We start from the raw sequence: 14,029 nt of genomic DNA, 5'->3' as shown, positions 1-14,029 counted from the left end.
TTCCGCAATAAGGTTAACGAGTTTTAACCCTGCCTTAACCCACTACAGCATACCTTTGCCCGATAACGGTGAGATTTACTTATAAATTTGGAGAGGAGCCTGAGTGCAATAGTACCAGAGGGTATTATGGTTGTTGTACATAAGAGAGGCAATAAATTGGTCAACAAGAATTAGTATGTAACCAGTAGATAAAATAGAGAAAATTGCGTCTCTCGCTATGTTTAAATTTAAATAAGATAATGGCCGTGACTATCTTTCTTGTTAACGTTCATTTCTGGTTGATGAGGTTGGTACTGTTTAATTTATATTTATATATTTTTAAGCTTCCTGAGCTTAGTGCCCAGGAATCGATTAATTACTACTTGAACGCTCAATTCCGTACCAGACGACTGATAATAAGTCTATATTTGTAGTGATAATAGTATTTGTATCGATAATATCTAATGAAAGAAAATTATTGAAGCTAGTAACGCTCATCATTTTAAAAAACTCGACCAGTTCTTTATTTTCCCTGTCACCAGTATTGATATCGATAACCTCAATCCGCTTTATATCCGACTTAAGAAACAAATGTCCCTGATTCTCCGACCACGCCCCGGGTATAAACATCTTTATATAATAAATCTCAAGATCTTCTGCATCATAGACTCTGATATTTACGCCTTGTACGTAAGATGAGTTATCGAAGAACTTCATATTGCCGTCAATATTGATTCGTGCACCTGCTACATTGTTAATTTTCAGGCGGTTATCATCGGGATTAACAAAGATAACTCTTTCAGAGTGCCAGGTCTTAGACGACAGAAACTCTGTGTAGTTATGTTGAGTAAGCTTGTAAATCACAATGATTGGCAATACTAAAAGTGGAACAATAATCAGTGTGTAGGAGCTGAGGTACTTCTTCATAATTTATCTTTATTGCTGTTACTTAATAAGATGTTTGTTGATTATAAATGTTTTATTTTTCAGTTGGTTATTGTATATGGTATTGACTATTAAATCGCCTTTATAGCTGGAGGCGATAATAAATCGCTCTATCTCCGGGGAATCCGTCATCAAGTCTGTCAGGCTAGATGTTATCTAAATAGCCTCGACACCTTTCTCCGGATTCTGACCGAAACTAAAGACCGGAATACCTTTATAGTCACCAACACTGATAAGATCAGTAGGCTTAGTCTGTTGCTTTGACGAGTAGAGTAAATAGCCACATATACAAAACGACAGCATTGCTAACACTATAAGCGGCAACTTATTATTTGAAGCCGTTGTAAACTTAGTTGGGGCTTGTATATTTACTGTGCTAGTTGTTTCTTCCGCGTTAATAACAGGTTCAACAATTGGTTTTTCTTCAATGATATCGCTAATAATACCAACAAACTGATACCCTTTTCTCGGTACAGTTCTTATAAATAGCGGTGATTTTGTTGAATCATTCAGGGTTTTTCTCAGAGTTGATATAGATTGAACAACACTCGAGCCGTAAACTGCTGAACCTTTATCTTCCCATACCAGTTCCACCAGATCTTCTTTACTTAATACTTCTGGTCTTCGTTCAATAAGGGTAAGGAAAATATCACTCTCATTATTACCAAGAATAATATCCCTTTTATCTTCATATTGAACAGAAATGGTTTTTCTTTCAGGGTCGAATAAATGATTCTCGTTGATTAAATACTTTTTGTTAAACATTATCTTTTACTTCTAATAAATGCTCACTGTTTTCGGATGTTAGCATGCAGTTTAAAAGGTGTCATCCGTTATCAATAATATTTACCTTTCTTTAATAATCATTTTTTACCAGCTTTTCTGTTTTAGTCAGATTTTATGTTCTCCTTTTGTTATTTTCATACTATGTGATTGATATCACCTATAAAATTCAATATTTTCTATTTGTGGCAAAATAAGCAGCAAGTCGGCTTTTAATTCTGATTATGCCCCTTTGGGTGGTGAAATATATTGTATATATAGGTTAATGTTGCTAATTAAGCTAAAAAAATTGGTTGTTTGAGTGTCTGTACTTTTATATTGTTTGGTGATTCTTTATATGTACTTATAGTGATTTTTACGGTCTTATTGTTATTTATAACTCCTTTATAAATCTTTTATAATTCAAAATTATAAATGTAAGTTAATGATATATGAGGTTTTATTGTTTTATCTTTTCGCATTTGACGAAAATTTTAATTAGTGAGAATTTTGTTTCGAACTCAGATGGTCAAACGGTTTTTAACTTATTGAAGTTGGGCGGTTTCGTTTCTGAAAATAACAAAAGAGCGTTAGATAAATGCTCTGACTATTAAATTTTTTGAAAAAAAGTGGAATTAATATGAAAAAGACTCTATTGGCAATTGCTGTAGCAGGTTTATCAACTTCGGCGTTTGCAGAAATCAGCACAGAAAACAGTGAGTTTACAACTAAAGGTACTGTTGGTATCGGCGGTTACTACGATACTGCATCAGAAGCATTCTATGATGACTGGGCAACGGCAATTACAGTAAAGGTTAACTACAAAAACGATGCACTTGTTGGTTACCTTGAGGTCGACCTTGAGCAAAACTACTCTACGGATGAAGAAGCGACCAAAATCGAGAACGAATCGGTTACTGATGTAGACAAAGCATGGATCGGTTGGGATACCGGCTTCGGTGTTGCTTCTATTGGTTGGGAAAACGATACAGCACTAGATAAAGTTGATGGTGCCGGTGACCTGACTTACGAGTTCGGTTCTTCTGCTGGTGACGCGAGTGACGGCTTTAACGTAGTTAAGTTCCAGGGCTCTACCAGTGGTTTTGCTTACGGTATCTCTTACTTTGAAACAGCAGATGATCACGACGTTGCTGATTCAGGTGTGAATGGTTATCTTGGTCTTGAGCAAGAGAGCTTCAACGTTTATGCCGGTTACGAGTCCCGCGATGATGCAGACTATAAGGTTCTTTCGCTGTCTGGTAACGCTACTTTCGGTCAGTTTAAGGCTGGTCTGAACTACTGGGTTAACGACGGTGATGCCTCTGATCTGACCGGAACCAATGCGACAGAAAAAGAGCAGACAGGTTTCTACGCTTCAGTAAGCTACGCTGTAACTGAGAAATTTACTCTGGCTGCAGGTTACTTTGACCAGACTACAGAAGAGAAGGCTCAGGCTGACGTAGACGAAAATGCTTATAACATTGCTGCTACGTATACAATCTCAGAACGCGCTGATATGGGTATTGATATCAAACGTACAGACGATACTAAGACTGGCGACGAAGAGACTCACGTATTCGCTGCTGCATACTACCACTTCTAATTAGTGTGCTAAGTTAGCAAAGATAAAGGCCTCTGATGGAGGCCTTTTTAATGGTGAAATATCGCTACCTGACGGTAAAATCTTTTGTTGGATGCTTTACAGGCTGTCTACCAGTTGAGGAAGTACTTCAAACAGATCTCCGACCAGACCATAATCGGCCACTTCAAAAATTGGCGCTTCCGGATCTTTATTTATCGCAACAATAACCTTTGACTCCTTCATACCGGCTAAGTGTTGAATAGCACCTGAGATCCCAACAGCGATATAGAGCTTGGGAGCAACAATCTTACCTGTCTGACCCACTTGCAGGTCGTTAGGCACATAGCCTGCGTCTACAGCAGCCCTCGATGCACCAACGGCTGCCCCAAGCTTGTCGGCCAGTTGTTCTACCAGAGCAAAGTTCTCTTTACTACCGACACCACGCCCTCCGGAAATAACCACTTCTGCTGCGGTGAGTTCAGGCCGCTCAGACTCTGTCTGCTCAACAGAAACAAACTGCACATCCGGCGCGTTAACTTCTAATGAGTGCTGAGAGAGATCTGCCTGATTGCTGTTTTCAACAGCATCAAACGCAGAAGCGCGGACAGTAATTACTTTTAAATTGTCGCTACAGGAGACAGTGGCAAGGGCATTGCCTGCATAAATTGGCCTGACGAATGTCGAGTCATCTATCACTTTTACAATCTCAGACAGCTGCCCAACATCGCATTTAGCCGCTACCCGCGGTGCAATATCTTTGCCTTTAGCCGATGTGTTAAACCAAATGCCCTCAAAGCCTTCCGCCATTTGAACGACCGCAGGGGCGACATACTCGGCAAAGTGATGTTGATACTGCTGATTATCGATGCAGATAACATGTGAGATATGGTCAACGGAACAAGCCTGCTGTGCTACAGAGTCACACTGATAACCAACAACCAACAAGGTATTATCTGTTCCAGTCTGACTTGCAGCGTTAACGACTTTAAGAGTGTCGGCATGAAGAGTTTGATTATCATGCTCAGCAATAATTAAATTTTTCATGCGATTACCTTTGCTTCGTTTTTCAATTTATCAACCAGTTCTGCAACAGAGTCAACTTTGATGCCGGCTTGTCTCTGCTCAGGAGGAGAGACACTTTCTATCTTATGCCGGTAACTGATGCTAACGCCAAGATCATCAGGTGAAACGGAGGACATAGGTTTACGTTTGGCTTTCATAATATTAGGCAGGGAGGCGAAACGGGGTTCATTCAGGCGCAAGTCGGTACTGACTACAGCAGGCAATGGCATTTTAACTGTCAACAATCCGCCGTCTACTTCCCGTATTACCTGAATTGACTCTTCATCCAGCTCTACGTCTGAGGCAAATGTTGCCTGTGGCCAGTCGAGTAGGGAAGCGAGCATCTGGGCAACCTGATTATTGTCCGAATCAATGGACTGCTTACCGGTGATCACCAATTTTGGCTGCTCCTGCTTTACAACAGCATTAAGCAATTTGGCGACGGTGAGTGGTTCCAGCTTATTGTCTGTATCGATATGAATAGCTCTGTCGGCACCCAGGGCAAGGGCTGTACGCAACTGTTCCTGACACTCTGCACCACCTGCACTGACGACAATTATTTCGTCGGCTTTGCCTGCTTCTTTAATTCTGACCGCTTCTTCTACAGCAATTTCACAAAACGGATTAATGGTCATTTTCACATTGTTTGTTTCTACATCACTGTTGTCTGCTTTAACGCGAACTTTAATGTAGGGGTCAATGACCCGTTTAATTGGTACGAGTATTTTCACGGTAAGTTCCTTCTTCACAAACATGCGCAAATAGCGACAAGATAATTTGATGTTAATTTACCTTTACGTTTACGTCAACTGCATTATAATGAATATTTAACATATGCATAACATGCTGGACTAGGAAAGGAATTTGAGCCATGGAAAGGGAATGCATGGAATTTGACGTACTGGTTGTTGGTGGCGGCCCGGCGGGCTTGTCTGCGGCTTGCCGGATCAAACAACTGGCGATAGAGAATAATAAAGAGCTGTCAGTTTGTGTAGTTGAAAAGGGATCGGAAATTGGTGCTCATATTTTGTCTGGTGCTGTATTTGAACCCCGTGCTCTGGATGAGCTGTTTCCCGACTGGCAGCAGCAAGGTGCGCCGGTTATTACGCCGGTAAACAGAGATGAAACTCTGCTGCTGACCACAGAGCAAAACGCCATCACACTACCTCAGTGGGCAGTGCCGGAAACTCTGCATAACAATGGTAACTATATAATCAGTCTGGGAAATTTATGCCGCTGGCTGGCTGAACAGGCTGAATCTATGGGCGTTGAGGTTTATCCCGGCTTTAGTGCCTCAGAAGCGATTATTGATGATAACAACAGAGTACGCGGCGTTGTTACCGGCGATATGGGCCTGGACAAAAACGGTCAACGAAAAGGCAATTTTGAACAGGGTATCGAACTACGGGCGAGGTATACTCTGTTCTCCGAAGGAGCAAGAGGTCATATAGGCAAAAAACTGATAGAACACTATGCGCTGGCAGAAGGAGTAACCGCTCAGCATTACGCTATCGGTTTTAAGGAGTTATGGGAAATACCGCCGGAGCAACATCAGCCCGGCATAGTGGTGCATGGCTTAGGCTGGCCGCTGACAGACGGTGCGACAGGCGGCAGCTACCTTTATCATCTGGAGAATAATCAGGTGGCCGTCGGCTTGATTGTAGACCTTAACTACAGCAACCCTTATCTAAGCCCGTTTGAGGAGTTTCAACGCCTGAAACACCACCCTATGTTGGCGAAGTATCTGCAGTCGGGTAACAGGATTAGCTATGGAGCACGCGCTATTACTAAAGGCGGGCTTCACTCGTTACCTTCACAGCAGTTTAGTGGCGGCCTACTGATAGGCTGTGATGCGGGAACCCTGAATCCGGCCAAAATTAAAGGGACGCACTGTGCCATGAAGTCCGGAATGATAGCAGCAGAAGCCGTGTTTGATGCGCTGGAGACAGAAGCTGAAACACCAGACTACGCAAACCGGTTTAATACATCATGGCTCTATGATGAACTCTACAGGGCAAGAAACTTTTCTACTGCGGTACACCGTTTTGGTTCCCTAATGGGAGGAGGTATCGCACTGCTGGAGCAAAACCTGTTAAAAGGAAAGACAATGTGGAACCTGCGCTGTGATAAGAGCGATTATTCCACCCTTAAACTGGCTTCGGATAGCAAGCCTATCAACTATAGTAAGCCGGACGGTAAGCTGAGTTTTGATAAGCTTTCATCCGTCTATCTTTCCAACACTTTTCATGAAGAGGATCAACCCTGTCATCTGGTGCTTAAAGATTTAACCATTCCTATCGCGCAGAACCTGCCTGACTATGCAGAACCAGCTCAGCGTTACTGTCCCGCAGGGGTCTATGAGATTATCGCAGAAGGTGAAGAGAAGCAGTTACAAATCAATGCAGCCAACTGTATTCACTGTAAAACCTGCGATATTAAAGACCCGAGCCAGAACATTACCTGGCTGCCACCAGAAGGTGGCGGGGGACCTAACTACCCAAATATGTAGTATCAAGTATTCACGCAAAAAATTCGTTAACATTTTATTTACTTAAACTTTGCGTGACTTCAAATTTTTTCATATGCAATACGATTGAAACTTAACCAACGAGAGACTATTCTGAATCAAGCTTTACGTTTACGTAAACTGAATTTAAAATTTGATGCAGAGGTGTTAAAGCTGTGGCCGGTATCAAGCGTAAATGAGATTTCAGTAAGTGCTCAATGGATTGCACGGACAATAATCAAAGGGAGATCAACCATGGTATCGGAAACGCCTCTGTTGCAGATAAACGATATTTCATTGGCTTTTGGCGGGGTGAAAGCGCTAACCGATGTAAGTTTCCATGTGAATGAGAAAGAGATTTTCTCAATCATTGGTCCAAACGGCGCCGGAAAAACATCCATGCTTAATTGTATTTCCGGCCGTTACACACCGAACAAAGGTTCTGTGGTATTTGACGGTCAGAATGTCACTAAGAAAACACCAAGCCAGCGGGCAGAGCTTGGCTTCGGGCGAACCTTTCAGAATCTGGCGCTGTTTGCCCATATGTCCGTTCTGGACAACATCATGGTCGGCCGCCACCACATGTTGAAGAACAACTTTGTTACCGGCCCCCTCTACTGGTTCTCAAATGCCCAGAAGGAAGAGATGGCTCACCGCAAATATGTGGAAGAGGTAATCGACTTTCTGGAGATCCAGCATATCCGCAAAGCGACGGCGGGAACCTTATCTTACGGTCTGCGTAAGCGTGTTGAGCTGGCGCGGGCGATTGCGTTAAAACCTAAGCTGCTGCTACTTGATGAGCCTATGGCGGGAATGAACCTTGAAGAGAAAGAGGATATGGCCCGCTACATCATGGATCTTAACGAAGAGCTGGGCATCACAGTGATCATGATAGAACACGATATGGGCGTGGTTATGGATATCTCTAACCGGGTATTGGTACTGGATTTCGGTAAACACATTGCAACCGGCGATCCGGAGCAGGTTATGGATAACCCGCATGTTAAACGAGCCTATCTGGGCGAGGAACTACCAACGCTGGAGGAGAGCGCCTAATGGGACAGCAGCACAAACAATGGGCAGACGTAACCACCCTTGACACCTTTCCAAAGGTACTGAAATACAATGCAGAAAAATGGCCGGATCAAATTGCAATGCGTGAGAAAGAGTTTGGTATCTGGCGCGAGTTTAGCTGGCTTGACTATAACGACAGAGTGAAATGGTTATCGCTGGCAATGATTGATCTGGGTATCACAGAAGGTGATGTTGTCGGTCTTCTGGGTGATAACCGCCCGGAATGGGTGTGGGGCGAGTTGGCCGCACATGCCATTAAAGGTTACTCACTTGGGGTTTATCAGGACTCAATGCACGAAGAGGTGGCTTACCTGATCAACTACGCCAAGGCGAAAATCATTATTGCCGAAGATGAAGAACAGTGTGACAAGTTACTGGAGCTGGGCGATGAAATTCCAAGTGTAGAATTTATTGTCTATTGCGACCCAAGGGGAATGCGTAAATATGACGATCCGAGACTGATCGATGTAGAGAAACTCTATGAAACCGGCCGTCGGTTGGATAAGCAGAACCCGCAGCAGTATGACGCATTAGTTGCGGCAACTAAGGGTGAAGATCTCTCTATTCTCTGTACTACTTCCGGCACTACTTCTAAGCCTAAGCTGGCGCAGTTGCGCAGTGGCCCGTTCCTTGAACATTGTGGCGCCTATCTGCGGGCAGACCCGCGTGATCCGGGAGGAAACTATGTTTCCGTACTGCCTTTGCCTTGGATTATGGAGCAGGTTTATGTTGTCGGTCAGGCACTGGTTGCACGCCAGATCGTCAATTTCGTGGAAGAGCAGGAGACCATGATGTCGGATCTGCGTGAAATTGGCCCAAGCTTTGTTCTGCTGGCACCGCGAGTGTGGGAAAACATTGTGGCCGATGTATCTGCGCGAATGATGGACTCTACTCCCTTTAAACAGAAGATGTACAAGCTGGGCATGCAGCTGGCGAACAAGGCTCTGGATCAGGGCAAGCGATCCAAACTGGCAGAATGGATACTACTGAGGGCACTACGTGACCGCCTTGGGTTCTCTAATCTGACATCGGCCGCAACGGGTGGTGCGGCCATGGGGCCGGATACTTTCCGCTACTTGCAGGCGATCGGGGTTCCGCTAAAACAGCTTTATGGTCAGACAGAAATGTGTGGTGCTTATACCGTGCATCATGCTGACGATGTGGATTACGACTCAGTGGGTGTCGCTTTCGATAACTCTGAAGTGAAAGTCATCAACCCGGATAGTAATGGTGTTGGCGAAATCATCGCGAAAAGCAGCGGTATGTTTACCGGCTACCTGAACAATATGCAAGCTTATGAAGAAGATGTACGAGATGGCTGGATGCACACCGGTGATGCGGGTTACTTCAAAGAGTCTGGCCATCTGGTAGTAATAGACCGACTGAAAGATATGTCGGAAACCAGCCTGGGCGCCCGCTACTCACCACAGTTTATTGAAAACAAACTTAAGTTCTCTCCGTTTATTGCAGAAGCCGTAGTAGTAGGCAAAGACAGACCGTGGCTCTCCGCCATTATCTGTATCCGCTACGCCATTGTGGCCAAGTGGGCTGAGCAGAAAGGCATCGCTTTCACCAACTATACAAACTTGTCAGCACAGCCTGAGGTGTATCAGGCGGTGAGAGAAGAAGTGCTTAAGGTGAATGAATCGCTGCCGGAAGCGCAGAAAATCAGCAAATTTATCCTGCTCTATAAGGAGCTGGATGCTGATGACGGCGAACTGACCCGTACCCGTAAAGTACGCCGCGGCGTGGTAGCTGAGAAGTACGGCGACATTATTGAAACCCTGTACAGCGATGATAAACAGGTGGATGTCGATACGGTGATTACCTATCAGGATGGAACCAAAACACGTATCAAGACCTCGTTGGTGGTGGGAGACGCTTATTGAACATGAGCAGCCAGAGGCGCAAAGCGAACAACGGAGGATCGCATAGTGAATACGGAACTATTATTACAGCTCGTCATAAACGGCGTGATTGTCGGCATGTTATACGGTGTAGTGGCTATGTGTTTCGTGCTGATATACAAATCAACTCAGGTGGTTAACTTCTCACAGGGCGAGTTTCTGTTGATTGGGGCATGGGTTTGCTGGGCAGCTCTTGTTCATCTGCAACTGCCTTTCTTTCTCGGCTTTTTACTGACACTGGCTTTTATGACGGTGTTCGGTATTGCGGTGCAGACTATTGTTCTGCGCCCGCTCATCGGTGAACCCATTATTTCAGTAATTATGGTGACCATAGGCTTGTCTATGTTCTTCCAGGCATTGATGAAGTGGATGTTTGGTGTTTCAGCGGTAAGTTACCCGCAAGTATTTGAAACCAATGTAGTCAATATAGGCGGCCTGAATGTTGAGTTTGCCTATATTCTCAGCCTGATCTTCTCGGTCATTATCATGGGCGCTTTCTACTGGTTCTTTAAGTTCAGCAAAATGGGTCTGGCCATGCGTGCCACGGCGTTTAACCAGCAGGTTGCCCAGAGTCTGGGTATTTCCATCAAAAAGGTGTTCGCACTTAGCTGGGCTATCTCGGCGCTGGTATCAGCAACGGCGGGTATTGTTATCGGTATCGTTAACGGTGTATCGGATGCGCTCTCCATTATCGGTATCAAGGTGTTTCCGGCGGTTATTCTTGGCGGGCTGGATTCCGTGGTCGGTGCCATTGTCGGTGGAATCACCATCGGGGTACTGGAGAACCTGGCAGAATTTGTCGACAGTCAGTACCTGCAGGTGGGCAACCTGTACAACATCGCCCCATTCTATGTACTGCTGATCATTCTGGCCTTTAAGCCATACGGCCTGTTTGGCACCAAAGATATTGAACGAATTTAAGGAGAATGACCGATGGCTCAGATTAGCATGCGGCCTTGTGGTGATTTTCGCACCACATACAAAGACGATACACCGATTTTCGAAACCAGCACCATACGTAACATTGCCATAGGCGGCGTAGTGCTGATGTTGGCAGCACCACTGTTTATGGATATCTATCTGCTAAACCTGTTTATTCAGATCTCCTATTTGGGTATAGCGGCGCTAGGGCTAAATATTCTGGTCGGCTTTACCGGACAGATCTCGCTGGGACATGGTGCCTTTTTCGGCTTCGGTGCCTTTGCCTCAGCCTGGCTGAATAATCAGTTTGGTATTCCGGTGGTGTTTGCTATTCCAATTGCAGGCTGGATGACCATGATTGTGGGCATGCTGTTTGGTTTACCGGCAGCACGGATTAAAGGTCTATACCTAGCCATAGCGACGCTGGCAGCGCAGTTTATTCTGGAAGACTTTTTCGCCCGGGCAAACTGGTTTAGTGGCGGCTCTTATGGTGCAAGTGCCAACCCGATTAATCTCTTTGGCTACGAATTTATCACCGATGAGAGCTTCTTCTACATTGCTCTGTTTGCACTGATATTTATGTATATGTGGGCGTCGAACCTGATCCGTTCCCGTGACGGAAGGGCGTTTGTCTCGGTTCGTGACCACTACCTTTCGGCAGAAATTATGGGGATTAACCTCTCCAAGTACCGTCTGCTCTCCTTTGGTATCTGCGCCTTCTACGCAGGTATAGGTGGGGCGCTGTACGGTCACTATCTCGGCTTTGTTTCTGCGGAAGGCTTTACCATTATGATGTCGATTCAGTTCCTCGCCATGATCATCATCGGCGGACTGAGTTCGGTGAAAGGAACTCTGATGGGGACAGTGTTTATTGTACTGCTTCCTGAAGTTTTAGAGCTGGGTGTCGCGGGTTTGTCTGTGTTTGGTGATACAGCGAGCTTCGCCGATGGACTGGCGTACCTCAAAGAGATGGCTGTCGGATTAGTGATAATGCTGTTCCTTATTTTCGAACCTCAAGGGCTGGCACACCGCTGGCAACAGATTCGGGCTTACTGGAAGCACTATCCGTTCTCATATTAACCGGTAGGGCAGGCGCAGTTGCGCCTGCATAAAAACCATATCAACAAGGACATAATAGTTATGAATAAAGGAATTTTGGCGGCACCGCTGTTGCTGTCGGCGGCACTAGTGACTGCACCAACTCTGGCGAAAGACTCTGTATTTGTCGGCCATCTGGTGGATTTCTCCGGACCGACTGCTTATGTGAGTAAGCCATATGGTTCTGGTGTGCGCGATGCCCTGCAATGGATTAACAATCATGGCGGGATTGACGGAACAGAATTGGAGTTCGAGACCGTCGATATGGCCTATAAAGTGCCGGTGGCGATATCTAACTATAAACGCTGGGTTGCCCGTAAAAACATGGTGGCAATGCAGGGTTGGGGTACCGCGGATACTGAAGCACTTATCTCCTTCGTAACAAGGGATAAAGTACCGGTATATTCAGCGTCTTATTCCGGTCACCTGACGGATCCGACTGGAAAGAACCCGAAAACCGCTAAGCCTGCACCTTATAACTTCTTCTATGGCGCTTCATACTCCGATGCCTGTCGCGCACTGGTGAAATGGGCGAAAAATGACTGGGAGCAGAAGGGCAACAGCGGTAAGCCTAAGTTTACCCATATCGGTGATAATCACCCGTTCCCTAACGCACCAAAAGAGGCGTGTGCTGAATACGCAGAGGAACTTGGATTTGAAGTGATGTCACCAGTAGTGGTTTCACTGAAGCCGGGTGACTTTAAGGCACAATGTCTGTCACTTAAGCAGTCGGGCACCAACTACGGCTATATTGCTAACCTTGGTGGCTCGGTTATCTCGCTGGTGAAATCTTGTAACACAGTAGGTACCCAGTTCCAGTATATGGCCAACATCTGGGGTGGTGATAAGCCGGTGATTGAAGCTGCTGGTGATGGCCTGAAAGACTATGTATTCCCAGGTATGACCGCTTTCTGGGGAGACAGCAACAAGGGCATGGAGCTTGTAGAAGAGATTTCAAAACTGTCTGAGTCTAAACCTGACCAATTCCGTACACACCACTATATCCGCGGTGTTTGTTCCGCTTTCTACATGAAAGAAGCGATGGAGTGGGCTAAGGCCAACGGCGGCATTACCGGCGAAAATATTAAGAAAGGCATGTACGCACGTGAAAACTGGGTGCCGAAAGGGCTGGAAGGTGTCTGTATCCCTGCGAACTGGCAGCCGGATGATCACCGTGGTACCACAACTGTTAACGTCTTCATGGGTAACAACAACGGCGGCAACGTAGAGGTGAATAAAGTATCTGAGGTGACATTGTCACGTCGTGATGACTGGTTAGGTTACTAATAGCGACAACAGAACAGCAATTAGATAACAGCAAAAAGCGAATGGCGGAGGGAAACCTCCGCCCATACAAGGAGTCACTTGATGAGTGAAATCGCAAGGAATATAGAGCCTGAAGAAATAATGCTCTCTGTGAATAATATCGAGGTGGTCTACGACGACGTAATACTGGTATTGCGTGGTGTCAGCCTTGAGATTCCTAAAGGGCAGATAGTTACTCTGCTAGGTGCTAACGGTGCTGGTAAATCAACCACATTGAAAGCCATTTCCGGCCTGCTGAAAACCGAAGACGGTGAAGTGACCCGTGGCGAAATCACCTTTATGGGCCAACGTATTGACAATAAAAGTCCGGAAGAGATCGTCCGTGCCGGTATCTTTCAGGTAATGGAAGGGCGCCGTATCGTAGAAGATATGACGGTTATTGAGAACCTACGCCTTGGTGCTTATACCCGTAACGACAACGAAGTCGATCAGGATATCGAAATGGTGCTGGACTACTTCCCCCGCCTGCGTGAAAGAACAGGTCTGGCGGGATACCTTTCCGGTGGTGAACAGCAGATGCTGGCAATCGGCAGGGCGTTAATGGCAAGGCCTAAGATGATACTGCTAGATGAGCCTTCAATGGGGTTATCACCGCTTCTGGTTAAAGAAGTATTTTCCATTATTGAGAAGATCAATAAAGAGCACGGTATCACCATGTTGCTGGTGGAGCAGAACGCCAACTTTGCCCTGCAGGCCGCCGATTACGGCTACATTATGGAGTCAGGCAAAATCGTTCTCGATGGCAGCAAACATGCGCTGCTGAATAACGAAGACGTAAAAGAGTTCTATCTTGGTGGTGGTGAGGGAGAGCGTAAAAGCTTTAAAAACCTCAAGTCGTATAAACGACGTAAGCGTTGGATTTAAGGA

12 protein-coding genes are annotated in these 14,029 nt (G+C 45.5%); 8 read left to right on the top strand and 4 right to left on the bottom strand.

The annotated features are described in order from the left end of the window. Window positions 1-351: 351 nt before the first annotated feature. Entirely contained in the window at window positions 352-906 is a 555-nt protein-coding gene (locus tag PK654_RS08910; protein ID WP_271695241.1) for a regulatory protein ToxS, read from the bottom strand. A 174-nt stretch (window positions 907-1,080) separates the two neighbouring features. Then, the gene (locus tag PK654_RS08905) at window positions 1,081-1,689 is read right to left on the bottom strand and encodes a winged helix-turn-helix domain-containing protein (RefSeq protein ID WP_271695240.1); all 609 of its coding nucleotides are present in this window, start codon (window positions 1,687-1,689) and stop codon (window positions 1,081-1,083) included. 637 nt (window positions 1,690-2,326) lie between these two features. On the opposite strand from PK654_RS08905, the gene PK654_RS08900 reads away from it, so the two are divergent. After that, complete coding sequence (locus tag PK654_RS08900; RefSeq protein WP_271695238.1) at window positions 2,327-3,289, top strand: porin; 963 nt, start codon at window positions 2,327-2,329, stop codon at window positions 3,287-3,289. Between the two features lie 96 nt (window positions 3,290-3,385). On the opposite strand, the gene PK654_RS08895 is transcribed toward PK654_RS08900, so the two are convergent. Together PK654_RS08895 and PK654_RS08890 are read right to left on the bottom strand one after the other, a co-directional pair. Then, entirely contained in the window at window positions 3,386-4,312 is a 927-nt protein-coding gene (locus tag PK654_RS08895) for an electron transfer flavoprotein subunit alpha/FixB family protein (RefSeq protein WP_271695236.1), read from the bottom strand. Next, a complete protein-coding gene (locus PK654_RS08890) occupies window positions 4,309-5,061 on the bottom strand; it encodes an electron transfer flavoprotein subunit beta/FixA family protein (protein WP_271695233.1) in 753 nt (250 codons plus the stop codon). The genes PK654_RS08895 and PK654_RS08890 overlap by 4 nt, the downstream gene beginning before the upstream one ends. Window positions 5,062-5,201: 140 nt before the next feature. Between PK654_RS08890 and PK654_RS08885 the strand changes: the two genes are divergently transcribed. From PK654_RS08885 to PK654_RS08855, 7 genes are all read left to right on the top strand, one after another. Then, window positions 5,202-6,839: an electron transfer flavoprotein-ubiquinone oxidoreductase gene (locus PK654_RS08885; protein ID WP_271695232.1), complete on the top strand. Its 1,638-nt coding sequence runs from the start codon at window positions 5,202-5,204 to the stop codon at window positions 6,837-6,839. Between the two features lie 252 nt (window positions 6,840-7,091). Continuing rightward, entirely contained in the window at window positions 7,092-7,892 is an 801-nt protein-coding gene (locus PK654_RS08880; RefSeq protein ID WP_271695230.1) for an ABC transporter ATP-binding protein, read from the top strand. Further along, a complete protein-coding gene (locus tag PK654_RS08875; protein ID WP_271695228.1) occupies window positions 7,892-9,799 on the top strand; it encodes a long-chain fatty acid--CoA ligase in 1,908 nt (635 codons plus the stop codon). The genes PK654_RS08880 and PK654_RS08875 overlap by 1 nt, the downstream gene beginning before the upstream one ends. Before the next feature lie 45 nt (window positions 9,800-9,844). Further along, window positions 9,845-10,738 carry a branched-chain amino acid ABC transporter permease gene (locus tag PK654_RS08870; protein ID WP_271695226.1) on the top strand — a complete coding sequence of 298 codons (894 nt, stop codon included), beginning with the start codon at window positions 9,845-9,847 and terminating at the stop codon, window positions 10,736-10,738. A gap of 12 nt (window positions 10,739-10,750) precedes the next feature. Then, on the top strand, window positions 10,751-11,818 hold the full coding sequence (locus PK654_RS08865) for a branched-chain amino acid ABC transporter permease (RefSeq protein WP_271695225.1): 1,068 nt from the start codon (window positions 10,751-10,753) through the stop codon (window positions 11,816-11,818). A 60-nt stretch (window positions 11,819-11,878) separates the two neighbouring features. After that, the gene (locus PK654_RS08860) at window positions 11,879-13,123 is read left to right on the top strand and encodes an ABC transporter substrate-binding protein (protein ID WP_271695224.1); all 1,245 of its coding nucleotides are present in this window, start codon (window positions 11,879-11,881) and stop codon (window positions 13,121-13,123) included. 81 nt (window positions 13,124-13,204) lie between these two features. Then, window positions 13,205-14,026, top strand: a complete 822-nt coding sequence (locus PK654_RS08855) for an ABC transporter ATP-binding protein (RefSeq protein WP_271695222.1) — start codon at window positions 13,205-13,207, stop codon at window positions 14,024-14,026. Window positions 14,027-14,029: the final 3 nt, after the last annotated feature.

The organism is Vibrio sp. SCSIO 43137 (assembly GCF_028201475.1).
Lineage (GTDB): Bacteria > Pseudomonadota > Gammaproteobacteria > Enterobacterales > Vibrionaceae > Vibrio.
Note: the sequence above shows the minus strand (reverse complement) of the source record. Positions and strands in the feature narration are given on the sequence as shown.

What these genes read in the sequence shown, in the direction of transcription:
- PK654_RS08910 (WP_271695241.1), bottom strand. Translation starts at nt 906, where the DNA reads ATGAAGAAGTACCTCAGCTCCTACACACTGATTATTGTTCCACTTTTA.
- PK654_RS08905 (WP_271695240.1), bottom strand. Translation starts at nt 1,689, where the DNA reads ATGTTTAACAAAAAGTATTTAATCAACGAGAATCATTTATTCGACCCT.
- PK654_RS08900 (WP_271695238.1), top strand. Translation starts at nt 2,327, where the DNA reads ATGAAAAAGACTCTATTGGCAATTGCTGTAGCAGGTTTATCAACTTCG.
- PK654_RS08895 (WP_271695236.1), bottom strand. Translation starts at nt 4,312, where the DNA reads ATGAAAAATTTAATTATTGCTGAGCATGATAATCAAACTCTTCATGCC.
- PK654_RS08885 (WP_271695232.1), top strand. Translation starts at nt 5,202, where the DNA reads ATGGAAAGGGAATGCATGGAATTTGACGTACTGGTTGTTGGTGGCGGC.
- PK654_RS08880 (WP_271695230.1), top strand. Translation starts at nt 7,092, where the DNA reads ATGGTATCGGAAACGCCTCTGTTGCAGATAAACGATATTTCATTGGCT.
- PK654_RS08875 (WP_271695228.1), top strand. Translation starts at nt 7,892, where the DNA reads ATGGGACAGCAGCACAAACAATGGGCAGACGTAACCACCCTTGACACC.
- PK654_RS08865 (WP_271695225.1), top strand. Translation starts at nt 10,751, where the DNA reads ATGGCTCAGATTAGCATGCGGCCTTGTGGTGATTTTCGCACCACATAC.
- PK654_RS08860 (WP_271695224.1), top strand. Translation starts at nt 11,879, where the DNA reads ATGAATAAAGGAATTTTGGCGGCACCGCTGTTGCTGTCGGCGGCACTA.
- PK654_RS08855 (WP_271695222.1), top strand. Translation starts at nt 13,205, where the DNA reads ATGAGTGAAATCGCAAGGAATATAGAGCCTGAAGAAATAATGCTCTCT.